The organism is Streptomyces sp. NPDC048584 (genome assembly GCF_043199595.1).
GTDB lineage: Bacteria > Actinomycetota > Actinomycetes > Streptomycetales > Streptomycetaceae > Streptomyces > Streptomyces edwardsiae.
On the sequence record NZ_JBICWF010000001.1, the window covers coordinates 439711 to 466003 of the forward strand.

The 26293-nt window shown below is 72.7% G+C and carries 20 protein-coding genes; 6 read left to right on the top strand and 14 right to left on the bottom strand.

Annotated elements, in window-relative coordinates; genetic code table 11:
• Nucleotides 1–63: 63 nt before the first annotated feature.
• Both ACGFR9_RS01815 and pssA read left to right on the top strand, forming a co-directional pair.
• Nucleotides 64–720 (top strand): phosphatidylserine decarboxylase, encoded by a 657-nt coding sequence (locus ACGFR9_RS01815; protein ID WP_030211849.1) that lies wholly within the window; start codon nt 64–66, stop codon nt 718–720.
• Nucleotides 721–742: 22 nt separating this feature from the next.
• Nucleotides 743–1561: a CDP-diacylglycerol--serine O-phosphatidyltransferase gene (gene pssA, locus ACGFR9_RS01820; RefSeq protein ID WP_030211852.1), complete on the top strand. Its 819-nt coding sequence runs from the start codon at nt 743–745 to the stop codon at nt 1559–1561.
• Between the two features lie 85 nt (nt 1562–1646).
• Here the strand turns inward: pssA and ACGFR9_RS01825 are convergent, their stop codons facing one another.
• Nucleotides 1647–5315 carry an ATP-binding protein gene (locus ACGFR9_RS01825; RefSeq protein WP_393201920.1) on the bottom strand — a complete coding sequence of 1223 codons (3669 nt, stop codon included), beginning with the start codon at nt 5313–5315 and terminating at the stop codon, nt 1647–1649.
• 244 nt (nt 5316–5559) lie between these two features.
• Nucleotides 5560–6729, bottom strand: a complete 1170-nt coding sequence (locus tag ACGFR9_RS01830; RefSeq protein WP_393201922.1) for a glycerate kinase — start codon at nt 6727–6729, stop codon at nt 5560–5562.
• Between the two features lie 145 nt (nt 6730–6874).
• Between ACGFR9_RS01830 and ACGFR9_RS01835 the strand changes: the two genes are divergently transcribed.
• From ACGFR9_RS01835 to ACGFR9_RS01845, 3 genes are all read left to right on the top strand, one after another.
• Nucleotides 6875–7948, top strand: coding sequence for an ADP-ribosylglycohydrolase family protein (locus tag ACGFR9_RS01835; RefSeq protein WP_393202744.1), 1074 nt, complete (start codon nt 6875–6877; stop codon nt 7946–7948).
• Between the two features lie 102 nt (nt 7949–8050).
• On the top strand, nt 8051–8554 hold the full coding sequence (locus ACGFR9_RS01840; RefSeq protein ID WP_393201924.1) for an NUDIX domain-containing protein: 504 nt from the start codon (nt 8051–8053) through the stop codon (nt 8552–8554).
• Nucleotides 8555–8610: 56 nt separating this feature from the next.
• On the top strand, nt 8611–9336 hold the full coding sequence (locus ACGFR9_RS01845) for an NAD-dependent deacetylase (protein WP_393201926.1): 726 nt from the start codon (nt 8611–8613) through the stop codon (nt 9334–9336).
• Here ACGFR9_RS01845 and ACGFR9_RS01850 read toward each other — a convergent pair.
• From ACGFR9_RS01850 to ACGFR9_RS01860, 3 genes are all read right to left on the bottom strand, one after another.
• Nucleotides 9333–9815, bottom strand: a complete 483-nt coding sequence (locus ACGFR9_RS01850; protein ID WP_393201928.1) for a methylated-DNA--[protein]-cysteine S-methyltransferase — start codon at nt 9813–9815, stop codon at nt 9333–9335. The genes ACGFR9_RS01845 and ACGFR9_RS01850 overlap by 4 nt on opposite strands.
• A gap of 21 nt (nt 9816–9836) precedes the next feature.
• The gene (locus ACGFR9_RS01855; protein ID WP_393201930.1) at nt 9837–11318 is read right to left on the bottom strand and encodes an AlkA N-terminal domain-containing protein; all 1482 of its coding nucleotides are present in this window, start codon (nt 11316–11318) and stop codon (nt 9837–9839) included.
• Nucleotides 11319–11535: 217 nt separating this feature from the next.
• A complete protein-coding gene (locus ACGFR9_RS01860) occupies nt 11536–15453 on the bottom strand; it encodes a glycoside hydrolase family 2 TIM barrel-domain containing protein (RefSeq protein WP_393201932.1) in 3918 nt (1305 codons plus the stop codon).
• 249 nt (nt 15454–15702) lie between these two features.
• Here ACGFR9_RS01860 and ACGFR9_RS01865 point away from each other — a divergent pair, with 249 nt between their 5' ends.
• Complete coding sequence (locus tag ACGFR9_RS01865; protein WP_393201933.1) at nt 15703–16212, top strand: precorrin-3B C(17)-methyltransferase; 510 nt, start codon at nt 15703–15705, stop codon at nt 16210–16212.
• Nucleotides 16213–16347: 135 nt separating this feature from the next.
• Here the strand turns inward: ACGFR9_RS01865 and ACGFR9_RS01870 are convergent, their stop codons facing one another.
• The 9 genes from ACGFR9_RS01870 to ACGFR9_RS01910 all read right to left on the bottom strand — a co-directional run bounded on the left by ACGFR9_RS01870 (nt 16348) and on the right by ACGFR9_RS01910 (nt 26222).
• On the bottom strand, nt 16348–16860 hold the full coding sequence (locus tag ACGFR9_RS01870; RefSeq protein ID WP_393201934.1) for an O-acetyl-ADP-ribose deacetylase: 513 nt from the start codon (nt 16858–16860) through the stop codon (nt 16348–16350).
• A complete protein-coding gene (locus ACGFR9_RS01875) occupies nt 16857–18266 on the bottom strand; it encodes a phytoene desaturase family protein (protein ID WP_393201936.1) in 1410 nt (469 codons plus the stop codon). Before ACGFR9_RS01875 ends, ACGFR9_RS01870 begins: the two co-directional genes overlap by 4 nt.
• A gap of 46 nt (nt 18267–18312) precedes the next feature.
• Entirely contained in the window at nt 18313–19188 is an 876-nt protein-coding gene (locus ACGFR9_RS01880; RefSeq protein WP_393201937.1) for an inositol monophosphatase family protein, read from the bottom strand.
• 100 nt (nt 19189–19288) lie between these two features.
• Entirely contained in the window at nt 19289–21118 is a 1830-nt protein-coding gene (locus tag ACGFR9_RS01885; protein ID WP_393201938.1) for a gamma-glutamyltransferase family protein, read from the bottom strand.
• 153 nt (nt 21119–21271) lie between these two features.
• Nucleotides 21272–21805: an EF-hand domain-containing protein gene (locus ACGFR9_RS01890; protein WP_393201939.1), complete on the bottom strand. Its 534-nt coding sequence runs from the start codon at nt 21803–21805 to the stop codon at nt 21272–21274.
• A 182-nt stretch (nt 21806–21987) separates the two neighbouring features.
• Complete coding sequence (locus tag ACGFR9_RS01895) at nt 21988–22899, bottom strand: class I SAM-dependent methyltransferase (RefSeq protein WP_393201941.1); 912 nt, start codon at nt 22897–22899, stop codon at nt 21988–21990.
• 68 nt (nt 22900–22967) lie between these two features.
• The gene (locus tag ACGFR9_RS01900; protein ID WP_393201942.1) at nt 22968–24071 is read right to left on the bottom strand and encodes an NAD(P)-dependent alcohol dehydrogenase; all 1104 of its coding nucleotides are present in this window, start codon (nt 24069–24071) and stop codon (nt 22968–22970) included.
• A gap of 1 nt (nt 24072) precedes the next feature.
• The gene (locus tag ACGFR9_RS01905; protein ID WP_393201944.1) at nt 24073–25467 is read right to left on the bottom strand and encodes an aldehyde dehydrogenase family protein; all 1395 of its coding nucleotides are present in this window, start codon (nt 25465–25467) and stop codon (nt 24073–24075) included.
• The gene (locus ACGFR9_RS01910) at nt 25464–26222 is read right to left on the bottom strand and encodes a (5-formylfuran-3-yl)methyl phosphate synthase (protein ID WP_393201945.1); all 759 of its coding nucleotides are present in this window, start codon (nt 26220–26222) and stop codon (nt 25464–25466) included. Before ACGFR9_RS01910 ends, ACGFR9_RS01905 begins: the two co-directional genes overlap by 4 nt.
• Between the last annotated feature and the right edge of the window lie 71 nt (nt 26223–26293).

Genomic DNA, 26293 nt, shown 5'->3' on the forward strand with positions numbered 1-26293 from the left:
ACGATCGCCGGAAAGCCGCCGTCCCCCGCAAGTGCGCGGCATCATCCGCTACGAAGGTCATCCATGCCCCACAGCCAAACCTCTGCACCTCGCGACAGCCGCACCGGCGTACGCCTCGCGCGCGGAGCCTCGCCGTGGCTCCTGCCGACCGTCGCCACCGCAGCCGTCAGCCTGCTGCGCGCCCGCCGCTCGGGTGCCGCCAAGGCCGTCGCCGTCCCCGCCACCGCCCTGGCGGCGGGGATGCTGTGGTTCTTCCGCGACCCCGAGCGTGAGATCGCCCAGGGCAGGGTCATCTCGCCCGCCGACGGTGTGGTGCAGAGCATCATGCCGTGGAAGGACGGGCGTACCCGCGTCGCGATCTTCATGAGCCCGCTCAACGTCCACGTGAACCGGGCCCCGCTGGCCGGTACCGTGACGTCGGTCGAGCACGTGCCCGGTGGCTTCGTTCCCGCCTTCAACAAGGAGAGCGAGAACAACGAGCGCGTCGTGTGGCACTTCGACACCGAGCTCGGCGACATCGAGATGATCCAGATCGCCGGCGCGGTCGCCCGCCGTATCGTCCCCTACGTGCCGCAGGGCACCAAGGTCGAGCAGGGCGAGCGCATCGGTCTGATCCGCTTCGGCTCGCGTGTCGACATCTACCTGCCGGAAGGCGTGGAGGTGGCCGTCGAGGTCGGTCAGAAGACGGTGGCTGGGGTGACTCGAATTGACCGTGGTTGATCCCGAGACACAGACCGGCTGGGTGCCGGAGGCCGACGAGGCGGACGACGAGGAGGAGATGCCTCTCTCGCTCCGCCTCTCGATAGCGGACACGCTCACGCTCGGCAACGCGACGTGCGGCTTCATGGCGGTGTACTTCACCACCACCGGCATCCTGATCCCGCACCTGCAGGGCAGCCAGGAGACGGGCATGGCCCGCCACAGCGCGGCCACGGCCGTCATCCTGATGCTGTGCGCGGCGGTCTTCGACCTCTTCGACGGTCTGGTGGCGCGCAAGCTGCGCTCGTCGCCGATGGGTGCGGAGCTGGACAACCTGTCCGACCTGATCAGCTTCGGCCTGGCGCCGGCGTACTTCGTCCTCGTCTACGGCATGGTCGCGGACGACGCGCACCAGAGAGTGGCCGCGGTCGGGGCGATCGTGGTGCTGCTGGCGGTGGTGCTGAGGCTGGCGCGGTTCTCCTGCGTCACGGTGAAGGACGGCACCTTCCAGGGCATGCCGTCGCCGTTCGGCGCGCTGACGGTCGTGTCGATCGTGCTGCTCGAGCTGCCGTTCGTGGCGACGCTGCTGGCGATCATCGGGACGGCGTGGCTGATGGTGAGCCGGGTGGAGTACCCGAAGCCGCGGGGGCGTCTGGCGGTGGCCATGCTGTCGTGGATCGTGCTGTCGATGGGGCTGCTGGCGGCGTGGGCGTTCGACGCGCCGAGCGGGCAGCTGTTGCTGCAGACGGGGTGCGCGCTGCAGCTGGTGATGGGTGCGGTGATTCCGCTGTTCGCCACGGCTCGCCGTGTGAACAACTTCCGCGACAACCGTCGCGAGGCGCGGGCGGCACAGCTGCCGTAACGCCGCCGTTCTTCGAGGGCCCCGGACCCGGGCAGGGTCCGGGGCCCTCGTCCGTCCGGCGCCCGGCCGCGGCGGTGCGGGCGTTTCACAGGCTCTGCTCGTCCCTCTCGGGGGTCTTGCGGTTCCGGTCGGCCATCACCTCCCAGAAGGCGTGCAGCTCCTTCACCGGGATGCTCACCCACGGCGCGGTGCGGCGGGTGAAGACCGGTACGTGCCAGCGGGAGCGGCTGTGCAGGAGGGCCTGCTGCTGCCGGCAGAACGGCTCCTCGATCTCCGTCTGCGCCTTTCCGGCCTTGGGGGGGTAGGGGCACAGACGGAGCTTGCAGGTCGGCAGGCAGGTGGAACCCGGCCCGCCCCGGTCGGCCCGGCCCACACTGAGCTCGGGGTGGAGCGGGCCGCGGTCGTGGGTGAGGCAGGGCGGTAGGGCGTCCCTGTTCGCGCGGTCCAGACGTTCCTCGATGTCGTCCGGGCTCCCGTCGCGCTCGGTGAGGTTGAGCATGATCAGGACGTCGGCGAGAAGGCGCTGTGCCCGCGGGTGCAGGCTGCTCCAGCCGGACGACGGGGCGATCCACAGGTTGTGCTTGCGGTAGCGCTCCGGGTCGGCCGGAGTGGACCCCACGTTGTCGATGGCACTGTGCTCGTCGGTCCAGAGGAACTGCTCCGGGTGTCCCGTCTCCAGGGCGAGGGTCACCAGATCACCCGCTTCGGCTACGAACGGGTGGAGGACCTCGCCGGCGTGACGGTCGTGTGCCCTGCCGGCCGCCGCGGTGCCGTGTGTGCTCCCTGCTATCGCGAGCCATCGGTTGACCGTCCGCACGGGCTCGACGGGAGCGCCGGACGCCGTGGAGACGTCCGTTCCGGAGCCGGTCGCCGGCGTCGTGGCGCTGTGCCGGTACTCCGCCGCTCCGGGCCGGGCCGCACGCCCGACGGTGTCGGGGAGCTCCCACAGGCACAGTGCGTGGAGCAGGCTCAGCTGCGCGTACCAGGAGCGGCTGGAGACGAGCATCCGCTCCGCCTGCCTCACCAGGTGGGCCCGGGTCTCCTCGTGGACGTCCGGGTGCCGTCTCCTGCGGTTCGCCGCGTTCTTGAAGCCCTGGGCCATGGCGTTCTCCAGGGAGAGCGGCAGGTCCGGCTCGCCGGGCCCGGCGGACGGCAGGAGGGCGTCGGGCCGTCCGGCCGGGGTGGCCAGGTGCCGCAGCCAGAGGTTCAGCCGCTCCTTCGCCTCGTCGCGGTACTTGTCGGAGACGGACCCGAGGAACATGGGAACGAGCCAGGCCCGCAGGGCGAAGTGGCGCCACTGCGTGGTACGGCGCTGCTCGTACTCCCGCACGAACCGGTCGTGCTTCTGCTGCCTCCGCGCCGCCGCGCTCGGGTCGGGGGCATGGCCGGCGTTCGCTTCCTCGAGCCAGGCGGTGTAGTCGTCGTTCAGCCTCCGCTTGGCCTCGTGGGTCCTCGCCAGGTACTGCTCCACGGGATCGGTTCCGAGGGGGAACCACGGCCTCAGGCTCTGGAAGGCCGTGTCACCGCCGGCGGCAATCTGGTGCGCGATCGCGGTCCGGACCGGCTGGGAGGTCTCGTTCGTGCCGATCCGGAAGAGGCGCTCGTAAGGGAGGTGCGGTCGCGCGGGCGCCTTCCCCGGGAGCGGACCGCTTTCCCCGCAGCGGCGCTCCCGTTCGCGCAGAGCGGCTCCGAAGCGCCGCACCAGCCCGAGTTTCGCGTCCTCGACGGTCCGCTGATCGCCCTTGATGTCCAGGTGCGCCCATTGTTCGTCGAGGTCCCGGGCCAGCTCCTCCTGTATCGGCGCCGGGTCGACACTGTCGATCTCCAAGGCCGCGGCGTACAGGTCGAAGTACTTCGCGTCGTGCCGGTCCGCCGCGGCCTCCCTGAGCAGCTCGGCCGGCCTCGGTGGCGTTCTCGGGCCGCGGAGAAGACGCCGGGACCGGCCCTGATCCGGCCGGACGGCCGCCTGCGGGGAAGGGGGCGCCGCACGGTGACGGGAGAGCAGCACCAGGGCGATGAGGAGTTCCCGGGACGGGCCCGGGCTGTGCAGAGCCGGTTCGACGACGGCGGCCACTCCGTCGGCCTCGACCTCGCTCAGCAGCCGGTAACCCAGGTACGCCTGGATGATGCTGTGGGGGAAGCGGACCTTGTTCTCGTAGCCCCTCACCAGCCCGAGGAGCTGCGCGTTGGCGGCGTACCGCGCCAGCTCGGTGTAGCACTCGTTGGGGTATCCCAGGGGATCGGTCCAGGACGACGACTCGCCGAACTTCCGGCCCAGCACCCTCCATATCGCCTGTCGTTGCGCGGGCGAGACGGCCGGACGGAGCACGTCCTGCCGGCCGCCGGCCGTCGGCTCCCCGGGGTGCTCCGGGGAGCCCGCACGGTCGCGCAGGTCGTTCAGGTACGCGCCGACGAAGTCGTCGAACGACACCTCGATGCTGTCCTGCACCAGCCCGAGACAGGCCAGCGCCGACGCCACCCACAGGGTCTCGCGGCGTTCCTCCCGGTCCATCACCAGTTGGTCGCACACGAGGCCGTTCTCCATGGCCTGGCGGTAGGTGTCGATGAGCCAGAGCCTGATGGTGGAACAGTCGTTGCTGCGTGTGTTCAGCCGGCCGTTCCGCTCGCGGAGCGTCAGGTGCTCCAGCAGTCCGCGCTGTTGCAGCAGACGGGCGATCCGCAGGTAGATCGGTGAATCCGTGACCTCGGCGGTCTCCACCACCCAGTCCAGCCGGCGTTCGTCCGCCTCGCCGGGTTCGCGGACCAGGTACTCCAGGGCCGCCTCCTCGCTCAGCGGCTCCAGAGCGGTGATCGCGGCCCTGGTTCCCTCCAGCGGCGCGTGCGGGCGCGAGGCGATGACCACGGGGAGGTTCTGACGGTCCGCCCGGTCTATGGCCCGCCGGATGATGTTGTCGCGGTCCTCCCGGTACCGCTCGTCGAGGAGGGCCTCCTCCAGACCGTCGGCGATGACCACGGCCTTGTCGTCCAGCCGTAGTTGCCGCCACGCCTTGTCGATGTTGCCGCCGGCGAACACTCCTTGGTCCGCCTCTTCCGCGAAGCGGCGCCGTGCCATCTTCTCGAAGTCGAGTTCGCCGTCGCCGTCCATGTCGCGCAGGCGCAAGGGGAGGGGAACGGCGGACTGTTGCGCCAGCATCCGGGTGAGTTCCACGAGAACGGCCGTCTTGCCGACGCCCACCCCGCCGACGAGCAGATAGGGCCTGCGTGTCCTCCGGTCACGGATCGTCTGGGCTATCACCTGGGTCAGTTCGCGGCGGCCGACGATCCGGTCGACGAGCGTTCCGGCCGTGGGGACCAGGTCGTGCGGCTTGGTGCGCGCCTTCGTGACGAGCGGTTTCTTGGCCTTGTGGTACCAGTGGAGCAGGAAGATCGCCAGGAGGAAGGCGCCCGTCAGGATGGGACTCGTCAACGAGTAGAGGGTGTTGACCGCATCGTTCCCGCTCAGGGTTTCGAACCACGAGGGGTGGAAGGCCTTCAGCGTCACCCAGGTGATCAGCAGGGCCGTCCCGAGGAAGGCGAAGACGCGCAGAAGGCGGCCGAGGGAGAGCCGCCAGGGGTGCCAGCTGCGGTTCGGGACGATGCTCTTGCGGGCCTCCCTGTCGGTCCTGAACGTGCGCCACCGTCTGCCCACCGCCCCGGCGGTCCGGGCCAGCCACCGCCTCGGATACAACGTGTACCAGGGGGCGTCGCGCGGTCGTTCCCTTCCCTCAGGGCTTCGGATGACCTTGGTGGGCATGGGGTCCGTTCCCTCCGTGCTGCGCCTGTCGGCGAGACGTCATGGAACAACAGCAGTCGCCGTGGCCGGATGGCGCCGCCCCGCCCCGCGTCGGCAAGGACGTCTCGGACGTCTGCCCGCGCGTGTGCCTCCCTTCCATGGAACCACTGATGAGACGGATCGCAACACGGTCCGGCCGTGCCCCCCGGACCCGCGCGGCGCGAGGGGTGAGACGGCGTCAGGTCCGGTGGAGGGCCACGGGTCGTCAGCTCAGGAAGTCGCGCGCGATCCGTTCCGCCGTGCGTTCCAGGATCGGACCCGCCTCCGCGACGCACTTCGCCACGTCCGGCTCGAGGTCGGTCAGCGCGTACGCCCGCCGGATCCCGGCCCGGCCCAGCACCTCCGGCGGCAGCGTCAGCCGCCCGCACACCGCGACGACCTCCTTGTCCGCCGCACGCGCCGCCGCGGCGACTCCCGCGGGAGCCTTCCCGTGCAGCGTCTGCTCGTCCAGGGAGCCCTCTCCGGTGATCACCAGATCCGCCCGGTCCAGCGCCGGCGCGAACCCGAGCACGTCCAGCATGACCTCGATGCCCGGCCGGAAGACGGCGCCCAGCAGCAGCGCGCCGTAGCCGATGCCGCCGGCCGCGCCCGCGCCGGGGGACGCGGCGTACTCCGCGGCCTTCGGCCCCACCGCCCCCTCCAGCACCTTCGCGAAGTGCGCGAGCGCCGCGTCCAGCCGCTCCACGTCCTCCGGCGAGGCCCCCTTCTGCGGCCCGTACACCGCGGGCGCGCCCTTCGGCCCGGTCAGCGGGTTGTCGACGTCACTGGCCAGCACGAACTCCACGGAGCCCAGCCGCGGGTCCAGCCCGGACAGATCGGCGGACGCCAGCTCGGCGAGACCCCCGCCGCCGGGAGCCACCGGCTCACCGGACGCCGTCACGAACCGCGCCCCCAGCGCCGACAGCATCCCCGCGCCACCGTCCGTGGTGGCACTGCCGCCCACCCCGAACACGATGCTCCGCGCCCCCGCGTCCAGCGCGGCCCGCAGCAGCTCACCGGAGCCGTACGTGGACGCCGTGAGCGGTGCGAGGACGCCGGACGGCAGCCGCTGCAACCCGCTCGCCTCCGCCATCTCCACGACGGCGGTGCCGTCACGCAGCGCGTACGCCGCGGTCACCTGGTCGCCGAGAGGGCCGGCGACCCGTACCTCGCGCCGTTGGAATCCGGCCGCGACCGCGGCGGCCACGGTGCCGTCGCCGCCGTCCGCCACCGGAAGTGCCTCGACCGTCAGGTCCGGTACGATCCGGCGCAGCCCGGCCGTCACCCGCTCGGCGACCTCCACGGCCGTCAGCGACCCCTTGAACTTGTCCGCGGCGACGAGCACCCGCTGTGCCGACTGCGCCGTACGAGTGCCGCTTGCTGCAGCGTCAGCCACTTGCCTACCCCTTGTTCTCCGGGCCTCGCACGCTCGGCAAGGCCAGTCGCGCCGCTGTGACCTTAACCGGCGGCCACGGTCGCCGCCACGCCTCGCCCAGCCCGTGAAACGGCCCGGAAGCGGGTAGACCGGTCCCATGACCGCGATGAGCACGGGGGACACGGGACCGGGACTCGCCGACCGGATCCTCGGGGGCTGGCTGGGCCGGATCGCGGGCAACATGCTCGGCAAACCGGTGGAGCAGGGCGAGGTGTGGACGCGCGAGCGCATCGACGGCTACCTCCGCGGGGCGGACGCCCTCCCGCTCACCGACTACCTCCCCGCGCCGCCGACCGAGCGCGACGGCCGCGACCTGCGGCCCGAGTGGCGGGACTGCGTCCGCGGCCGCGTCCACGGCAGCTGCCGGGACGACGACGTCGACTACGCGATCCTCGGCCTCGACCTGCTGGAGACCCACGGCTTCGCCTTCACCACCGAGCAGGTCGGCGACCTGTGGCTGCTGCGACTGCCGTATCTCCAGACCTTCACCGCCGAACGGGCCGCCTACCGCAATCTCGCGAACGGCCTCAAGCCCCCGCTCACGGCCACCTACGACAACCCGTACCAGGAGTGGATCGGCGCCCTCATCCGCGCCGACGTCCACGGCTGGACCTATCCGGGCGCCCCGCACCGCGCCGCCTCGTCGGCCCGCAGGGACGCGGTGCTGTCCCACACCGGCAACGGCGTGTACGGGGCGATGTGGGCGGCGGCGCTGATCTCGGCGGCGTTCACGGCGCCCACGGTGCGGCAGGCGGTGGACGAGGCGCTGACGGTGATCCCGGCGGGCTGCCGCCTCGCCCGCACCGTGCGCCGGGTGGCCTCCCTGCACGAGGCCGGGCTGCCCTGGGAGGACACGCTCGGCACGCTGGCGCGGGAGACGGCGGGCCTGGGCTGGATCCACACGGTCCCGAACGCGGCCGTCCTCACCGCCGGCCTGCTGTACGGCGACGGCGACTTCACCACCACCATCGCCCTGACCGTGCGCGGCGGCCTGGACACCGACTCCAACGGCGCGACGGCGGGCTCGGTGGCCGGCGTCCACCGCGGCGCCCGGGGCATCCCCGGCCAGTGGAAGGACCCCCTCCGGGACACGGTCCGCAGCGCCGTATTCGGCTTCGACGGCGCCCGCATCGGCGACCTGGCGCAACGCACACTGCGGCTGGCGCGCACGGAGACCTGAGACCCGGGCCCCGGCGTACGCGCCGTCCGGTGCCGGTCATGGGACGGCGTGTGCTGTCGTGCGCCCGGCTCCGTGCGCTGTGCCGCGGTTACCCTTCCCGGCATGACCACCACCCAGCCCGTCCAGGACTACGCCACCTACATCGCCTCCCTCCCCCGTGTCCTCGCCGGCGCCGGCGTCCTCTTCCGCGACGGGGAGGGGCGGGTGCTGCTCGTCGAGCCGAATTACCGGGAGGGGTGGGGGCTGCCCGGCGGGACGATCGAGTCGGACGACGGCGAGAGTCCGCGCGACGGGGCACGCCGGGAGACCCTGGAGGAGATCGGACTGGACCGGGAACCGGGCCGGCTGCTGGTGGTGGACTGGGTGAAGGGGCCCGGCCGGCCGCCGGTGGTGCTGTATCTCTACGACGGTGGCGTGCTCGGTGAGGACGACCTCGGCGCGATCCGGTTGCAGGAGTCGGAGCTGCTGTCCTGGCGGCTCGTACCGCGCGAGGAGCTGACCGGGTACCTGCGCGGCTCCCTGGGCTGGCGCGCGCTGGCCGCCCTGGACGTCCTCGCCGACGGTTCGGGCACGGCGGAACTGGAGGACGGCCACCGGGTGCCCTGAGCCCGCGGCCTTTATCCGCTCGCCGCGCCCTCGCCGCTCCGCCTACCCTCACCCGCATGAGCAAGCCCCTCGTCGCCCTTCTCACCGGTGCCGGTGTCAGCACGGACTCCGGTATCCCGGACTACCGCGGTCCGGACGGTCTGTGGCGCCGTGATCCCGAGGCCGAGAAGCTGGTGACGTACGAGTACTACATGGGCGACCCGGAGATCCGCCGCCGTTCCTGGCGGATGCGGCGCGAGAACTTCTCCCGCACCATCGAGCCGAACGCGGCGCACCGCGCGGTGGCCGAGCTGGAGCGCTCCGGGGTGCCGGTGCGGGTGATCACGCAGAACGTGGACGGTCTGCACCAGCTCGCCGGCATGCCGGACCGCAAGGTGCTCGAACTCCACGGCACGGTACGGACCGTGGTGTGTACCAAGTGCCGCGCACGCGGCCCGATGTCGGACGCCCTCGCCCGGGTCGCGGCCGGCGAGACCGACCCTCCGTGCCGGGACTGCGGTGGCGTCCTGAAGCCGGCGACGGTGATGTTCGGCGAGCACCTCGACCCCGTGGTGCTGGGCCAGGCGGCGGCGATCAGCAAGGCCTGCACCGTCTTCGTCGCCGCCGGCACCAGCCTCCAGGTCCACCCCGCCGCCGGCCTCGCCCAGGTCGCGGCCGACCACGGCGCCCGCCTGATCGTCGTCAACGCGGAACCGACCCCGTACGACGACCTGGCCGCCGAGGTCGTCCGCGAACCGCTCGGCACCTCACTGCCCGAGCTGTTGCGCAGGATCGCCGCCTAGAACAAGGCGGTTCCGCGTTCGTGGTCCAGCAGGCGTCGTTTGCGGTCCAGGCCGCCGCCGTAGCCGGTGAGGCTGCCGCTGGTGCCGATGACGCGGTGGCAGGGGACGATGATGCCGATCGGGTTGCGCCCGTTGGCGAGGCCCACCGCGCGGGAGGCCCTGGAGTTGCCGAGGGTGCCGGCGAGTTGGCCGTAGGTGCGGGTCTCGCCGTACGGGATGCGGGTCAGCTGGTCCCAGACGCCGCGCTGGAACGGGGTGCCGTGCAGGCGCAGTCGGAGGGTGAACTCCTTGAGCTCCCCTGAGAAGTAGGCGGTCAGCTGCTCCCGCGCCTCGGCGAAGGGGATGTCGTCGGGGGCGCCGAAGGTCTCCTCGGGCGGGCGGTGGCGCTGGCCGGTCATGTAGAGGCCGCACAGGACGCCGTCGTCGGCGACGAGTGTCAGGGGACCGTAGGGGCTGTCCGTCACGGTGTGGTGTCTCATCGGTTTCGGTCCTTGGTCTCGCTACACCGGCAGGAAGTTGATCGGGTGGCTGTCCGTCGCCCACAGGTACTGGACGGCGTACGCCCGCCAGGGCCGCCAGGCCGCGGCGCGGGCGGTGAGGGCGGCGGGGGTGGAGGGCAGGCCCAGGTCGCGGGCGGCGCGGCGGATGCCGAGGTCGGTGGGGAGGAAGGCGTCCGGGTCGCCCAGGGCGCGCATGGCGATGACGTCGGCGGTCCAGGGGCCGAAGCCGGGCAGGGCGAGGAGCAGGGCGCGGGTCTCGGCCCAGTCGCTCTCGACGCCCAGGTTGACCGAACCGTCGGCCAGGTGGGCCACCAGGGTGGTGAAGGTGGTGCGGCGGGTGCGCGGCATGGCCAGGGTCTCGGGGTCGAGGGCGGCCAGCGCCTCGGGGGACGGGAAGAGGTGGGTGAGGCCGCCCTCCGGGTCGTCGACGGGTGTGCCGTGCGCGGTGACCAGGCGGGCCGCGTGCGTGCGGGCGGCGGCCGTGGAGACCTGCTGGCCGAGGACGGCCCGTACGGCGAACTCGTCCGCGTCGACCGTACGCGGCACCCGGCGCCCCGGCGCCTTGTCCACCAGGGGTGCGAGCACCGGGTCCGTCCGCAGCAGGCCGTCGACGGCGACCGGGTCGGCGTCCAGGTCGAGCAGGCGGCGGCAGCGGCTGATGGCGACGGTGAGGTCGCGGAGGTCGCCGAGGGTGAGGCGGCAGGCGATGTGGTCGGGGCGCGGGGTGAGGGCCGCGATGCCGTGCCCGTACGGCAGGCGCAGGGTGCGCCGGTAGGAGCCGTCCCGCCACTCCTCGACACCGGGTACGGCGGTGGCGGCGAGGTGGCCGAAGAGGTTGTCGGGGTTGAGGGGGGCGCGGAACGGCAGCCGCAGGGAGAGCACGCCGGGGGTGCCGTGGGAGGCGTCCCGGGGCACTCGGGCGCGCAGGTCGGTCGGGGCGAGCGCGTAGACCTCACGGACGGTGTCGTTGAAGGTGCGGATGGAGGAGAAGCCCGCCGCGAAGGCGATCTCCGCCATGGGCAGCCGGGTCGTCTCGATGAGCAGCCGGGCGGTCTGGGCGCGCTGGGCGCGGGCGAGCGCGAGGGGGCCCGCGCCCAGCTCGGCGAGGAGCTGGCGTTCGATCTGCCGGGGGCTGTAGCCGAGCCGGGCGGCGAGTCCGGGGACGCCGTCGCGGTCCACGACGCCGTCGGCGATCAGACGCATGGCGCGGGCGACGAGGTCGGCGCGCTCGTTCCACTCGGGCGAGCCGGGGCTGGTGTCGGGGCGGCAGCGCTTGCAGGCCCGGAATCCTGCCTGCTGGCAGGCGGCCGCGCTGGGGTGGAAGACCATGTTCTCGGGCTTGGGCGGGACCACCGGGCAGCTGGGCCGGCAGTAGATGCCGGTGGTCAGGACGGCGGTGAAGAACCATCCGTCGAACCGCGCGTCCTTCGACCGGACGGCGCGCACGCAGCGCTCGGTGTCGGTGTGCATCCCCTTCTGCATGCCTCAAGGATCCGGCATGGACGGCGTCCGGGTCCGGCGGGAATCCGACATCGACCTCATGTGTGCTGCGGCTGCCCGGATCGCCGTGCCGGCTCACGGAGCAGCCGCGGTCCGTCGAGACGGACCAGGGCCGTGGAACCCTCGTGGCCCGCGACGCCGAGCGGCAGCGGGAGGTGGCCACGGAGGTCCCACAGGGCGGTCCGTGGGATCCTCCCGCTCACTCCCCCGCTGTGGGCCTGCGGGACAGGGCGGTCGCCTCGTCCACGTCGGTGAGCGGGCGCAGCCGGTAGGTGTAGGTGTGGTCGCGGTCGGCGAGGAGTTTGAACTCGTCGTGGGTGTGCGCGCCCCAGCTGTTGTCGCCGCCGACGCCCATCTGCCGGTGGTTGACCCGCAGGACCACCGCGTCCCGTGGAGTGAGCTGGTAGTCGTGCCGGACTCCGGCCGACAGGTCCTCCGGGGTGAAGTGCGAGGCGTTGATCTCCAGGAGGGGTTCGCCCGACACCAGCAGGCCGCGCCCCCGTCCGTCGGTGAGGGCCGCCCAGCGGACGTCCGTCTTGTTGCCGTTCTCCTGGGGGCGGATGTAGGGGGTCCACTGGTCGGCGACGGTGGACGTGTAACGGCCCACGTCCGTGCCGGTGTTGCGGTCCCAGTGGTTCTCCTCGGGGCCGCGCCCGTAGTAGTGCAGGCGGTCCAGGCCGCGCGGCAGGAACAGCAGCGTGCCGACCTCCGGGATGTAGGGGAGGTCCGGGGCGCCGGGGTGGAGGGTGTTGTCGACCTTGATCTCGGCGTTGCCGAACACCGTGTAGCGGGTGGTGTACGTCGATTCCGTCGAGGTGGGCAGAGTGCCGGCGACCGTGATCTCGACGGCCCGGTCGTCCAGGGTCCGTACGGTGACGCCGGTGACCTCGCGGCGGGCGCCGGCGTCGCGCCAGGTCTGGTTGCGGGTGTGGTGGCCGTTGCCGTGGTCGTTGTCGGTGGGGGCCCGCCAGTAGTTGGGCACGGGCCCGGAGGTGATCAGGCGGGTGCCCTTCGCCTCGTAGGAGGTGATGGTGCCGGTGCGCCTGTCGACGGTGACGGAGAAGCCCCTCCCGGTGACGCGGATGTCCTCGTCGCGGTCCTCGTGGCGCAGGGCCGGAACGCGCGACAGGGGTACGGGGGTGACGGCCGGCCCTTTGGCGTCGAGCGGGAGCTGCTGCCGTGCCACCTCGTGACCGGCCTTCGCCCACGGGGTGGACTCCTTGGTGGTGAAGGACAGCTGGAGGAAGTACTCCGTGCCCGGTGCCGGGTCCCCGGGGAGGTGTACGGGCAGGGTGATGTCCTTCTCGGACAGCGGCGGCACGTTCAGCTGGTCGCGGGTGAGCCGCCCTCGCCGGACCACCTCGCCGTCGGCGACGAGTTCCCAACGGGCCTCGAACTCACGGAGTTCGGTGAACAGATACTCGTTGGTGAGGGTGACGGCGCCGGGGTCGGACGCGCCGGAGGTGCGGGCGGCGTGGACCGCCTGGTAGACGCGTTTGATCTCGGCGGCCTTGCCGGTGTGGCCCCGGTCGGCGGTGACGATGCCGTCGGCGACGAACGCGCCGTCGTTGGGGTTGTCGCCCCAGTCTCCGCCGTAGGCGAGGAACGTCCGTTCCGCGGGCCGCCGTCGGCCGGTCTTCACCGTGGCGGCGTCGAACCAGAACCGTACGCCGTCGTCGCCCGGTCCCCGGTCGTCCGAGGCCAGTTCGGCGGCGGTGAGGGAGCGGGCGTAGACGCGGGCGCGGCGGATCGTGCCGCTGAACTCGCGGGTCTGGTTGTCGGCATCGGAGGCGAGCGCGAGCGGCGCCGTGTTGTTGGCGGGGCGCCGGTCGGTGGTGCGGGTGGCCTTCACGGCGCCGTCGGCGTACAGGGTGAGTGTGCCGGTGTCCGCGTCGAAGACGCCCGCCACATGGTGTTCGCGGCCGGTCCAGTCGTCGGGCACGGTCCAGTTCGCGGCGATCCACTGTCCGCCGCCGTAGATGAAGAACTCCAGGGTCCGGCCGCTCTGTTTGAGCGCGTACTGGGTGTCGCCCTTGGCGATGATGGGCTGGTGATCTCCCGTCACCCCGGGTGTGACCCAGGCCTCCAGGGTCAGGGAGCCCGTGAGGTCGAGGCTGTCGTGGCGTTCGAAGACGGTGATGCCGGACAGGCCCTTGTCGCGGTCGAGTTCGCCGCGAGTGGCGAGGATCTCGCCGCGCAGTCCGGCCGGTCCCGACTCGGTGAGCAGGGTACGGACGGGAACGGGTGTGTAGAGGGACTGGTCGACGAAGTCCCAGATCCAGCCGCCCTGAAGGACGTCGTGACGGCGGACGGTGTCCCAGTACTTCTTGAAGTTGCCGTTGGAGTTCCCCATCGCGTGGGAGTACTCGATCATGACGTACGGCCGGGTGTCGGCGGTGTCGGCGGCGCGCTGCTCGATACGGGACGGGCTCTCGTACATCCGGGAGCGGATGTCGCTGATCCCCGGCCGGTCGTCGCCCTCGTACTGGATGACGCGGGTGGTGTCGTAGGAGCGGATCCAGTCGTGCATGGCGGTGAAGGTGGAACCGCCGCCGGCCTCGTTGCCGAGCGACCAGATGACGACCGACGGGTGGTTCTTGTCCCGGTGGACCATGTTCTGGGCGCGGGCGACACAGGCCGCCGTCCACTCCGGGTGGTCGCCCGGGTACTCGTCCCGGATGCCGTGGGTCTCGAGGTTGGTCTCGTCGACGAGGTAGAGACCGTACTCGTCGGCGAGTTCGTACCACAGCGGGTTGTTCGGGTAGTGCGAGGTGCGGACGGAGTTGATGTTCATCCGCTTGATGATCCCGATGTCCTCGACCAGGTCCTCGCGGGTGAGCGCGGTGCCGCGGGACGGGTGCATCTCGTGGCGGTTGGTGCCGCGGAAGGAGACGGGCCTGCCGTTGATCCGCATCAGCCCGTCCACGAGGGCGAACTCGCGGAAGCCGACACGGTGGGACAGCGTCTCGGTCACCTTGCCGGCCGGGTCGCGGAGCCGGAGAACGGCCGTGTAGAGGTTCGGGTGTTCGGCCGACCACAGCCGGGGCTCGCGTACGGCCTTCGCCGCGCGTACGGTGACGTCCGCGCCCGCGCCGGCCGTGCCCAGGTCGGCGGTCTGCTCCAGCGGACGGGACCAGACGGCGTGGCCCCGGTCGTCGTACAGCTGGGTCTCGACGGTGTAGCGGCCCGACTCCGCGCCGCCGTACGCCCGTACGCTGGCCGTGACCGCCAGCTCTCCCTGTGTATAGGCGTCGTTCAGCGGGGTGTCCAGCCTGAAGTCGCGCAGGTGCACGGCCGGGGTGGAGTAGAGATGGACCGAGCGGAAGATGCCGCTCAGCCGGATCATGTCCTGGTCCTCCAGCCAGTCGCCGTCGGAGTAGCGGTACACCTCGACGGCGATCTGGTTGGTGCCGGGCTTCAGGTGGTCGGTGATGTCGTACTCGGACGGTGTGTAGGAGTCCTCGTCGTAGCCGACGAGTTCGCCGTTGATCCACACGTAGTGGGCGGACTTGACGCCCTCGAAGTGGAGGAACGTGCGCCGGCCCTTCCAGTCGCGCGGGACGGTGAAGGTGCGGCGGTACTGGCCGACCGGGTTGTAGCGGGTGGGGGCGGCGGGCGGCCGGGGTTCCTCGCCGCGGCCGTTGGGGCCCCAGTACGGGTAGGTGATGTTCAGGTAGATCGGGAAGTCGTGGCCGTGCAGCTGCCACACGGACGGGACCGGGATGGTGTCCCAGTCGCCGTCGTCGGTGTCGGTGCGGTGGAAGTCGGGGTCGCGGTCCTCGGGACGGTCGGCGTAGGCGAACTTCCAGGTGCCGTCGAGGCTCAGCCGGTAGGGCGAGCGGGTACGGTCGGCGGCGAGGGCCTGTCCGACGTCCGCGTACGGCATGAGTGTGGTGTGCGGGGGCTCGGTGCCGAGCCGGAAGACGCCGAAGTCGTTCCACTCCGGGGGCGCGTCGGCCGCCGTCCGCCGGCCGGCCGCGCCCGCGGGGACGGCCGACGTGGACAGGGCGAGGGCGCCGAGCACGGCGGCGCCGGACTCGAGGAGCCGGCGGCGGCTGACGGCCGGCCGGGCGAAGCGGGCGGACCGGTCGGCGGGAGACATGGGGGGATGCGGCATGGCCGTGGCCTTCCTCGGTACGACAGAGCACTGCGCGGACTGAGGGCACGTCGGACTTCTCCTCAACACGCCGAGGAACGGAGCGCGTTACGGCAGGGAGAGATCGCGACTGCTGGTGACGGAGCAACTACTGAGCCAGCCACACCCTAGAACTCGAACACAACCGAAGCAACGATCCCGTCGGACTCTGTGCGGTCCTGATGGTTCGACCCGGAACGGGACGCCCGACCCGTCTGGAATGATCGGGTCATGCCACGAAGTCGTCGCCGGTTCCTCGTCGCCGTGCCGTTGGTCCTGCTGGCCGTGGTCACGGCCGGGTGCGGGAACGCCGAGCGGCCGCGCGCCGAGCCGCAGGCCTACTGTCCGCTCCCCGAGGAGCAGGGGCCGACTCCTTCCCCCTGCATCCCCTTCGACTGGAACCAGCGGGTGGCGGAGAACCATGCCTACCGCGACCGGATATCGATCACCGCCGAGCAGAAGGAGGCGGCCGCACCGCGGGCGAGGGCGCTGACCGCCGTCCTCGGCGGGTCGGCGGGCGACGGGCTCGGCGCGGCGGTCGCCGAGGCCCTCGGAGTACGGCCGGAGCAGGTCGAACTGCGCAGGCAGGGCTACGGAGTCCCCGATCACGGTGTCCTGGTCGGCTCCGGTGAGGGCCGGGTGTGCGTCAACGGCGAGGTCGACGGCGCGGGCCATGTCGAGGTGGAGATCGTCGGCCGCACCCTCGAGGGCACCTGCCTGCCGGGCGAGGGCGGCCACTGACGCCGGGGGCGGGGCGCGCGGAAGCGGCGCCGTACGGACGAGTACCGCTCCGTCCGTGCGGCGGCGCCGCCGTGCGCGCACGCACGGTGCCGGACACGCGTGTACGGCGCCGTGCAGACGGACCCTGGGCACGCGTCAGCGGACGTGCTCCGCGAACGCCGTGTACGCCCGGTCGTCGAAGAGGACGAACCTGACCTCCTCGACCGCCGTGCCGGCGGCTCGGACGGCCTCCACCGCGATGCGGGCCGCGTCGTCCATCGGCCAGCCGTAGACACCTGTCGAGACGGCGGGGAACGCGACCGTGCGGGCGCCCAGTTCGTCGGCGACGCGCAGCGACTCGCGGTAGCAGGAGGCGAGCAGGGCGGAGCGGTCCTCGCCGGCGCTGTGCACCGGGCCGACGGTGTGGATCACCCAGCGGGCGTCGAGGCGGCCCGCTGTGGTGGCGACCGCCTGGCCGGTACGGAGCCCCTTGCCGTACCGCGAGGCGCGCAGGGCGCGGCACTCGGCCAGGATCTCCGGGCCGCCCCGGCGGTGGATCGCGCCGTCGACGCCCCCGCCGCCGAGCAGGGACGAATTGGCCGCGTTGACGATCGCGTCGGCACTCTGCTCGGTGATGTCGCCCTGGACGAGGGTGAGGGTGGGGGTCATGACTGTCGCAGCCTCTTCCAGACGGCTTTCGCCGCGTTGTGACCCGACATGCCGTGCACTCCGGGGCCGGGCGGGGTGGCCGACGAGCAGATGAACACGGCGGGGTGCGGGGTGGTGTACGGGGACAGGGAGAGCTTCGGGCGCAGCATCAGCTGGAGTCCGGAGGCCGCACCGGAGGCGATGTCGCCGCCGACGTAGTTGGCGTTGCGGGCGGCGAGTTCGGGCGGGCCGGCGGTGGCGCGGGCGAGGACGCGGTCACGGAAACCGGGGGCGAAGCGCTCCAGTTGGCGTTCGATGGCGTCGGTGAGGTCGCCGGTCCAGCCGTTGGGCACATGGCCGTACGCCCAGAAGACGTGCTTGCCCGCCGGGGCCCGGGTGGGGTCGACGACACCGGGCTGCACGGTGATGAGGAACGGCGCGTCGGGGGCCCGGCCCTCGCGGGACGCGGCGCGCAGGGCGGCGCCGATCTCGCCGCTGTCCGCGCCGATCTGTACGGTGCCGGCGGTGCGGGCCTGGGGGGCGGTCCAGGGGACGGGTCCGTCCAGCGCGTAGTCGATCTTGAAGACGCCTGGGCCGTAGCGGTAGCGCGCGTAGTGGCTGCCGAAGCCGGCGATGCGGGCCAGGGCGGTGGGCGAGGTGTCGAAGACGTAGGCGCGGGCCGGTGGCAGGTCGTCGAGGCGCTTGACCTCGTAGTCGGTGTGGACGCTGCCGCCGAGGTCCTTCAGATACGCGGCGAGGGCGTCGGAGAGGGACTGGGAGCCGCCGCGGGCGACGGGCCAGCCGCGGGAGTGCGCGGCGAGCGCGAAGACCAGGCCGACGGCGGAGGTGGCGAAGCCGCCGAGGGGAGCCATGACATGGGCGACGAGGCCGGCGAACAGGGTGCGGGCCCGCTCGTCGCGGAAGCGGCGGGTGAGCCAGGTCGACGGGGGCAGCCCGACCAGTCCGAAGCGGGCGAGGGTGAGCGGGTCGCGGGGCAGCGCGGTGAGCGGCAGGGACATGAAGTCCCTTGCCAGGGTGTCCCACTTGGGCAGGAACGGCTCGACGAGCCGGCGGTACGTGCCGGCGTCACGCGGTCCGAAGGAGGCGGCGGTCTCCCCCACGGACCGGGAGAGAACGGCCGCGGTGCCGTCCGGGAACGGGTGCGCCATGGGGAGTTCGGGGTGCAGCCACTCCAGGCCGTAGCGCTCCAGCGGCAGGGCGCGGAACGCGGGCGAGCTGATGGCGAGGGGGTGTGCGGCGGAGCAGGGGTCGTGGCGGAAACCGGGCAGGGTGAGTTCCTCGGTGCGGGCCCCGCCGCCGACGGTGCCCTTCGCCTCGAACAGGGCCACGGAGAAGCCGCGCCGGGCCAGTTCCACGGCAGCCGTCAGACCGTTCGGCCCCGCACCCACCACGACCGCATCGAGCATCGACGGCACCTTCGGACTCCTTCGTCAGCCGACGGCCACTGGGGGATCAGGATATGCCGGGGCGCTCGCGTTCTCCCGGGGCCTTCCGCGACAGCAGGTCCACGACCCGGCGGGCGGTGGCCTCGTCGCGGGCCGCGGTGAAGGGCAGGGTGTTGCCGCCGCGGATGCCGAAGGGCAGGCCGGCGCGGGTGAGGTGGGTGCCGCCCGCCTCCTCGACCAGGAGCAGTCCGGCCGCGTGGTCCCAGGCGGCCTCCCAGCTGAACGCGGTCGCGTCGGACTCGCCGCGGGCGATCGCCAGGTATTCCAGCCCGGCGGAGCCGCAGGAGCGGGGAGCCACGCCCTCGGTCCACAGGCCGAGCAGGGCGCGCTTCTGTTCGTCGGTGGTGTAGTCGGGGTGGGAGGTGGCCACGCGCAGGTCGCGGCCGGGTTCAGGGGAGCCGGCGCGCAGCGGCTCGCCGTCGAGGAGGGCGCCCCTGCCCCGTACGGCCGTGGCGAACTGCTCGCGGACGGGGGCGTAGGTCCAGGAGGCGTGGACGACTCCGCGCACCGCGAGGGCCACCAGCGTGCAGAACCCGGTCTCGCCGCGTACGAACTGGCGGGTGCCGTCGACGGGGTCGACGATCCACACGGGGGTGTCGCCCTGTATCGCCTCGTACGACGCCGGATTGGCGTGCACCGCCTCCTCGCCGACCACGACGGAGCCGGGCAGCAGGGTGGCGAGCTCTCCCGTGAGGTACAGCTCGGCGTCCCGGTCGGCGTCCGTCACCAGGTCGTGCGGGCCGGACTTGAGGTCCACATCGTGCTCGCCGAGCCGCCGCCAGCGCGGCAGGATCTCCTTCGCCGCGGCCTTGCGGATCAGCTCCTCCACGTCGGAGGAGCGGCGGGCGAGAAACTCGTCGATGGTTTCGTGTGTCTCGATCATGTCTCCATGAGAGCACGCACCACTGACATTCCCCGCCCGTCCGGTGCACTCCAGGTGGAAACGGGATGAAAATGGGGTGTGCGCCCCGGCGGGCGTGGGTTCAGCGGCCCACGGCGTAGCCCTGCTGGCCGCGCGGATTGGCCGCCGCCGAGAGGACGCCGGTGGCCGGGTCGCGGGCGACCGCGCAGAGCCGGCCCTCGGACCAGTCGTCGCCGACGGTCACCTCGTGGCCGCGGCGGCGGAGCGCCTCCACCACCGCCGGGTCGGTGCGGGACTCGACGGTGACGCTGCCGGGGCGCATGCCACGCGGGAAGAAGGAGCCGGGGAAGCTGTCGTTGTGCCAGTTGGGGGCGTCCATGGCGCCCTGGAGGTCGAGTCCGCCGCGCACGGGCTCGCGCAGGGCGACGGCGAGGAGGAAGTGCAGCTGCCACTGGTCCTGCTGGTCACCGCCGGGCGTGCCGAACGCCATGACGGGCACCCCGTCGCGCAGGGCCATGGACGGGGTGAGGGTGGTACGGGGGCGGCGGCCGGGGGTGAGGGTGTTGGGCAGGCCCTCCTCGAGCCAGGTCATCTGCAGCCGGGTGCCGAGCGGGAAGCCCAGTTCGGGCACGACGGGGTTGGACTGGAGCCAGCCGCCGCTGGGGGTGGCCGCGATCATGTTGCCCCAGCGGTCGACGATGTCGAGGTGGCAGGTGTCGCCCCGGGTGCCGCCGTCGGCCGAGACATCGGGTTCGCCGGGGACGGGGGACGTCGGGCTCTTGGCGAACGTCGGCTCACCGACGCCCATCGGTCCGGCGCCGGGGTCCTCGGTGGCCACCAGGTGCGCGTACGCGCTCAGCCGTGGGGTGCGTCCGCCGGGGCTGCCGGGCCGCAGGTCGTGGGAGGCGCGGGGGCCCACCTTGGTCCGCCGCTCGGCGTTGTACTCGGCCGACAGCAGGTCGTCGAGCGGCACCTCGGCCGCGTCGCCGTACCAGGCCTCGCGGTCGGCCATGGCGAGCTTGCAGCCCTCGATCAGCAGATGCACATAGTCGGCGGAGCCGTAGCGGGGCAGTTCCGGCGGCAGCAGGGCGAGCTGCTGGAGCAGTACCGGCCCCTGGCTCCAGGGGCCCGCCTTGCACACGGTCCAGCCGTTCCAGTCGTAGGTCACCGGCGTCTCGTACGTGGCGGACCAGCCGGCGAGGTCGGCGGCGGTCATGGTGCCGGTGTGGCGTTCGCCGCTGGTGTCCAGCGTGGGGCGGCCGGACTGCCGGACCAGGGCCTCGGCGATGAACCCGGTCCGCCACACCTCCCGCGCGGCGTCGATCTGCGCCTCGCGTCCGCCCGCCCCGGTGACCTCGGCGAGCAGCCGCTTCCAGGTGGCGGCGAGGGCGGGGTTGCGCAGCAGCTCACCGGGGCGCGGGGAGCGGCCGCCGGGCAGATACACGTCGGCGGAGGAGGTCCATTCCGTCTCGAACAGCTCGCGTACGGTCTCGACGGTCCGGCCGACCCGCTCCACGGGCGCGTGCCCGTCCTCGGCGTAGCCGATGGCGTACTTCAGGACGTCGGCGAGGGACTTGGTGCCGTGGTCGCGCAGCAGGAGCATCCAGGCGTCGAAGGCGCCGGGCACGGCCGCGGCGAGCGGTCCGGTGCCGGGGACGAGGTCGAGGCCGAGCCCTGTGTAGTGGGCGACGGTGGCCCCGGCCGGGGCGACGCCCTGTCCGCACAGCACCCGCACCTCGCCGCCGACGGGCGCGAGCAGCATCGGCACCTCACCGGCGGGTCCGTTGAGGTGCGGTTCGACGACATGCAGAACGAAGGCCCCGGCCACGGCCGCGTCGTAGGCGTTGCCGCCGCCCTCCAGCACGGCCATCGCCGACTGCGAGGCCAGCCAGTGCGTGGAGGAGACCATGCCGAAGGTGCCCTGGAGGGTGGGACGGGTCGTGAACTGCATGCCTGACCTCGGTGTTCGTCTGCGTCGACGGCTGTCGGCTCCGGCCGCTGCCGCACGCAGACTAGATGCGCGCCACCGGCCGGCGCCACCCTCCTCACCAGGTCGAACGCGTCCCCGCTCCCCGGCGTGAGGCAGGCATGACGGACCGGCTCGTCAGTTCCCCGGGACCAGGTGGTCGCCGGCGATGCCGGACTTCTCGGGGCGGTAGTAGTCCCTGATGGCTTCGGCCCAGGTGGACGCCCGCACGCGGTCCTCCCCGTCCGGGCCGAAGGCCTGGAAGAGCGCCTCGATATTGGGCCGTGCGAAGCCGATCGCGAGCATCAGCGCGATGAACTCGGGGCGGGCCACGAAGCCGACGCCGCCGGGGTCGCCCATCGCGGCGAGGGCTTCGGCGAACTCGTCCACGACGGCGTCGAACCGCTGCGGGTCGAGGACGACGGAGAGGAACTCCTCGGGGCTGACGCGGCCGTCACCGTTGGCGTCCAGCTCGGTCAGGAGCGTCTCACCGTAGCGGCGGAAGGCACCGTCGAGCCGGCTCTTGGCGGCTTCCGGCGCGGCCGGTACCGCGGCCACCACGCGACTGCTCATCAGGGCGAAGTCCGCGGGCTCGAGGTAGCCGTTCCCGTCGGCGTCGAAGAGGGAGAAGACCAAGTCGATGCGGTCGGTCGCCTCGGTGGTGGGCACCATGGTGGACCCTGCCTTTCCTTGGGGGGTCATGCCGTCGGAACGCGCCGGGGACCTGCCCCCGGCGGCTGCCCCAACTATCGGGCCGCCCAGGCCACTTCAGGGGGAGACAACGGCACTTCACACACGAACAGGGGGAAACGGCGCGTTCCATGCATGAAACGGAGAACGTGCCGGCAGCGCAGTCACGCGGCCCCTGTCCGGTCCGCGAACACCCAGCGGTTGCCCGCCAGGGCGTCGTTCTCCTCGGGCAGCGGGCCGCGTCCGAGCCGGCGGGTGAAGTCGAAGGGCGTGTGGACCGACGCGGTCCAGCCCCGGTCCGTCAGACGTGCCGCGGAGTCGGGCCTCGGCTCCCGGCTGAACAGGCCGAGCAGGTCGATGCCGAGTTCTCGGCGCGTCGACGTGTACAGCGGGCTGTCGCGGTACTCCGTCAGGTCCTTCTCGAGCTTGACCTCGTACGCCAGTGCGCTGCCCGGCGCACTCAGCCGGTCGACCGTGTCGATGAGCGCGGTCTCGGCCGCGGGCGGCAGGTAGAACAGCAGACCCTCGACCAGCCACACGGTGGGGATCGTGGTGTCGAAGCCGGCGGACGTCAGCGCGCCGGCCCAGTCGTCGCGCAGGTCGGCCCCGATCGGCACGCGTGTGGCCCCGGGCTCGGCCGACACGGAGTCGAGGACCTTGTGCTTGAACGCGAGGACTGCCTCCCTGTCGATCTCGAAGATCACGCAGCCGGAGGGCCAGTCGAGCCGGAACGCGCGCGCGTCCAGCCCCGCTCCGAGCAGCACCACCTGACGGGCGCCGGCGGTCCGGACCGACCGGAGCAGGAAGTCGTCGAGAACCCGGGTACGCAGACCGAAGTAGCGGGCGAAGCGTCCCCAGAGCGGGCTCGCGTCCCCGCCCGGAGCCTGGTCCGGGCGGACCGGCCAGTGCGCGGACGCCTCGGCGCCCCGCACGAAGTGCTCCGCGTAGACGTCCTGGGCGAGGCTGTCGGGGCGGTGGGTCTCGATCGCCCGCGCGGCGGCGACGAGGAGGGCGGTCAGCCCCACTCCCCCCTCCACGCCGTCCGTACCGGTGCTGAGCGATGCCGTGTCGGCCATGCGTTCTCCCTGGTGGGTTCGCGTGGAGGGCCGGCGTCCGTCGGGGCGTCGGCAGGCGGGCGGCGCGTTCAGTGAGGCCGTCCGTCCGGGATGAGGACGGGTTTGACGACGCGGCCCGTGTCGCAGTCGTGCTCGGCCTCATTGATGTCGGCGAGCGGATAGGTACGGATCAGCTGGTCAAAGGGGAACCGCCCGGCCTGCCAGAGCGCGGTGAGCCGGGGGATCAGCAGTCCGGGGACGGCGTCGCCTTCGCAGATGTGGGAGATCGTGCGCCCGCGGTCCAGTGTTCCCACCTCGAGCGGCAGCGCCTCGCGCAGCCGGGCCACGAGGCCGAGACGGCCGGTCGGACGCAGTGAGCGGAGCGCGTCGTTGATCAGCCCGGCGGACCCCGTGGTGTCCAGCGCGTAGGCCGCTCCCCCGCCGGTCAGCCGCCGGACGCGGTCGGGCAGGCCGGTCGGTGAGGCGGGGACCGGCAGGGCGTGGAGCCGCTCGGCGAGGGCCAGCCGTCCGGGATGCCGGTCGACGGCCACGGTCACCGCCCCGGCGGCATGGGCCGCCATCACCGCGGCCAGGCCCACCGCGCCCGCGCCGAAGACCGCGAGGGTGTCACCGGGGCCGACGCCGAAGGAGTTGAGGACGGCACCGGCGCCGGTGAGGAATCCGCAGCCGAGCGGCCCGAGCAGTTCCAGGGGCAGTGCGGGATCGACCCGTACGGCGTTGCGGGCCGGGACCAGCGCGTACTCGGCGAACGAGGACTGGCCGAACCAGCGGGGAGCCAGGGCGGTCCCGGTCGCGTCGGTGAACCGTGCGGCGTTCTCCGCGCGCCCGCCGAACAGGTTCAGTGAGGCGAAGGAGTCGCAGTGCGCGGGGGCCGCGCCCAGGCAGTTGCGGCAGTGCCCGCAGGAGTCGAAGCTCAGCACCACATGGTCGCCGGCGCTCAGGCCGGTGCCCGTGCCTCCCGTCTCCAGCACCACTCCGGCCCCCTCGTGGCCGAGGACCGCCGGCAGGGGGGAGCGGCCCGCCGACCGCCGTACCGCGAGGTCGGTCCGGCACATTCCGCAGCCGGAGATCCGGACCAGGATCTCCCCCTCGGCCGGCCCCTGCGCCAGCATCACCTCCTCGACGGTGAACGGGTCGTCGTACGCACGCAGTACCGCCGCGCCGAACTTCACCTCACGCCTCCTCCGGCCGGTGCACGACGAACGGCCGGAGGTTTCCGTAGAGCCCCCACGGTCCGCCCGCGACACCGACACCGCTGTCCTTGGCGCCCGCGAAGGGCTGGGCGAGGGAGAGTTCGGCGTGGTGGTTGATCCACGCCGTCCCGCACTCCAGGCGGTCGGCGACGGCCGCGGCCCGGTCCAGGTCGGTCCCCCACACCGAGCCGCCCAGTCCGAAGCCGGTGCCGTTGGCCGCCCGGACGGCTTCGTCGAGACTGTCGTACGGCAGGACCGGCAGGACCGGGCCGAACTGCTCCTCGGTCACCACCGGGCTGTCGGCCGGCACGCCGGCCAGGATCGTCGGGGCGAAGAAGTACCCGGGCCGGTCCAGCCGGTGCCCTCCGGCGGCGGCCCGGGCGCCGTCCGCCAGGGCCCGTGCCGTGCGGTGCTCGACGCGGGCGAGCTGCGGGGCGTTGTTGACCGGCCCGAGCCGCGCGGCCGGGTCGAGCCCGGGTCCGACGGCGGTCGTCCTCGCCCGGTGTGCCAGGGCCTCCACCACCCGGGCGTGGAGCCGGGACGGGGCGTAGACGCGCTTGACCGCCATGCAGACCTGGCCGCAGTTGCGGAACGCCGACCAGAACAGCCGGTCCGCGATCTCCTCCACGTCGACGTCGTCGAGCAGGACGGCCGCGTCGTTGCCGCCCAGCTCCAGGGTGACCCGCGCGAGCGAGGCCGCCGCGCCCGCGGCTACGGCCCGCCCCGTGGCCGCCGACCCGGTGAAGGTCACATGACGGATCCCCGGGTGCGAGGCGAGACGGGCGCCGAGAGGCTCCCTCCCGGTGACGACCGTCAGTACGCCCTCGGGCAGGGCACCGGCGAGGACGGACCCCAGCATCCGGGTGGCGAGGGGCGTGAACGGCGAGGGCTTGAGCACCACCGTGTTGCCCGCGGCGAGCGCCGGCGCGAACTTCGCCGACGCCAGCTGCAGCGGGAAGTTCCACGGGACGATCGCGGCGACGGGCCCGAGCGGCCGCCACCGCAGCCGGCTGCGTACGGGACGGTCGTCCTCGATCGGCTGCGCCTCGATGTCCAGCCCGGCGAAGTAGCGCAGCCGGGCGGCCGTGCGGGCCACCTCCGCGTACGACTCGGCCAGCGGCTTGCCCTGTTCACGGGTGAGGAGGGGGCCGAGGGCGGCGGCGGCCCCGTCGACGGCGTCCGCCGCCGCGAGCAGCGCCGTCCTGCGGGCGGCCGGGTCCGCCCGCCAGCCGTGCCAGGCCGTCCGGGCCCGGTCGACGACCGCGTCCAGCTCCTCCGGCCGCACGTCGGGGGCCTCATCGAAGGCCTCGCCGGTGGCCGGGTCGACGACGGTGAAGTGCCGGGTGTGCGGGGGACGTCCGGTCGCCAGGGTCATGATCGGCTCTGGGCCGCGGCGGCCGCGTGTTCCCGGACGTGCCGGTCCATCTCGGCCCGGAAGGCGGCCACCAGGTGCGGCCGGATCCGTCCCGTGGTGCGGTCCCCGCCCTCGCAGACCGCTCCGCGCACCCCGACGATGTCCGTCCCGATACGGGCCAGTTCAGCCAGGTCGCCCGCCTTGACGCTGCCCGCCAGCGCGGCGAGAAGGCCCGCGTCGTGAGCACGCCGTACGAACTCGGCGCACACATCGGGCGGAACATGGTCGAACAGCCGTGTCCCGTCCTTGACCGCCGTGTCGAGCATGGCGGCGTCGGAGCCCGAACGGCGTGCGATGTCCGGCAGCGCGAGCGGGCTGACACAGCCGATGCGGTGGGCGTCGGCGTAACCCGAGGCGACGACGAACGCGTCCGCCCGGTGGTCCTTCACCGCCCGGACGACCCCGCTCATGACCTCGACGGCCTGTTCGGGTGTCGAGCAGCCGTAGAGGCCGACCTTGATGTAGGTGGCGCCGGACACGGCGGCGCCGAGCGCCGCCTGGGCCACCGTGCCGGGCTTGTACGGTACGTCCCCGACGGTGGCGGAGACCGGCTTGTCCGCCGGTACGGCCGCGCGGATCTCCCTGATGACCCACGGGTAGTTGGCTCCGAGCGAGCCCTCGTCGGGCTTCTTGACGTCGACGATGTCCAGATGCTCGGCCGCCTTCGCGCAGTCGAGGGCCTCGTCGACACCGTCCGGAGAGATGAGAAGCAACAAGGTTGAATCCTTCCCCCGCACCCCACCTGCCCCGAGGGCAGATCTGCGGATTCGCCTGGCTCACACGCGGT

Bases quoted from the DNA above. Each gene is read 5' to 3' on its own strand.
- ACGFR9_RS01870 (WP_393201934.1), bottom strand. From the start codon at position 16,860: ATGACCCCCACCCTCACCCTCGTCCAGGGCGACATCACCGAGCAGAGT.
- ACGFR9_RS01880 (WP_393201937.1), bottom strand. From the start codon at position 19,188: ATGATCGAGACACACGAAACCATCGACGAGTTTCTCGCCCGCCGCTCC.
- ACGFR9_RS01905 (WP_393201944.1), bottom strand. From the start codon at position 25,467: ATGACCCTGGCGACCGGACGTCCCCCGCACACCCGGCACTTCACCGTC.
- ACGFR9_RS01850 (WP_393201928.1), bottom strand. From the start codon at position 9,815: ATGAGACACCACACCGTGACGGACAGCCCCTACGGTCCCCTGACACTC.
- ACGFR9_RS01860 (WP_393201932.1), bottom strand. From the start codon at position 15,453: ATGCCGCATCCCCCCATGTCTCCCGCCGACCGGTCCGCCCGCTTCGCC.
- ACGFR9_RS01895 (WP_393201941.1), bottom strand. From the start codon at position 22,899: ATGGCCGACACGGCATCGCTCAGCACCGGTACGGACGGCGTGGAGGGG.
- ACGFR9_RS01855 (WP_393201930.1), bottom strand. From the start codon at position 11,318: ATGCAGAAGGGGATGCACACCGACACCGAGCGCTGCGTGCGCGCCGTC.
- ACGFR9_RS01840 (WP_393201924.1), top strand. From the start codon at position 8,051: ATGACCACCACCCAGCCCGTCCAGGACTACGCCACCTACATCGCCTCC.
- ACGFR9_RS01875 (WP_393201936.1), bottom strand. From the start codon at position 18,266: ATGCTCGATGCGGTCGTGGTGGGTGCGGGGCCGAACGGTCTGACGGCT.
- ACGFR9_RS01865 (WP_393201933.1), top strand. From the start codon at position 15,703: ATGCCACGAAGTCGTCGCCGGTTCCTCGTCGCCGTGCCGTTGGTCCTG.
- ACGFR9_RS01845 (WP_393201926.1), top strand. From the start codon at position 8,611: ATGAGCAAGCCCCTCGTCGCCCTTCTCACCGGTGCCGGTGTCAGCACG.
- ACGFR9_RS01825 (WP_393201920.1), bottom strand. From the start codon at position 5,315: ATGCCCACCAAGGTCATCCGAAGCCCTGAGGGAAGGGAACGACCGCGC.
- ACGFR9_RS01835 (WP_393202744.1), top strand. From the start codon at position 6,875: ATGAGCACGGGGGACACGGGACCGGGACTCGCCGACCGGATCCTCGGG.
- ACGFR9_RS01815 (WP_030211849.1), top strand. From the start codon at position 64: ATGCCCCACAGCCAAACCTCTGCACCTCGCGACAGCCGCACCGGCGTA.
- ACGFR9_RS01885 (WP_393201938.1), bottom strand. From the start codon at position 21,118: ATGCAGTTCACGACCCGTCCCACCCTCCAGGGCACCTTCGGCATGGTC.
- ACGFR9_RS01890 (WP_393201939.1), bottom strand. From the start codon at position 21,805: ATGGTGCCCACCACCGAGGCGACCGACCGCATCGACTTGGTCTTCTCC.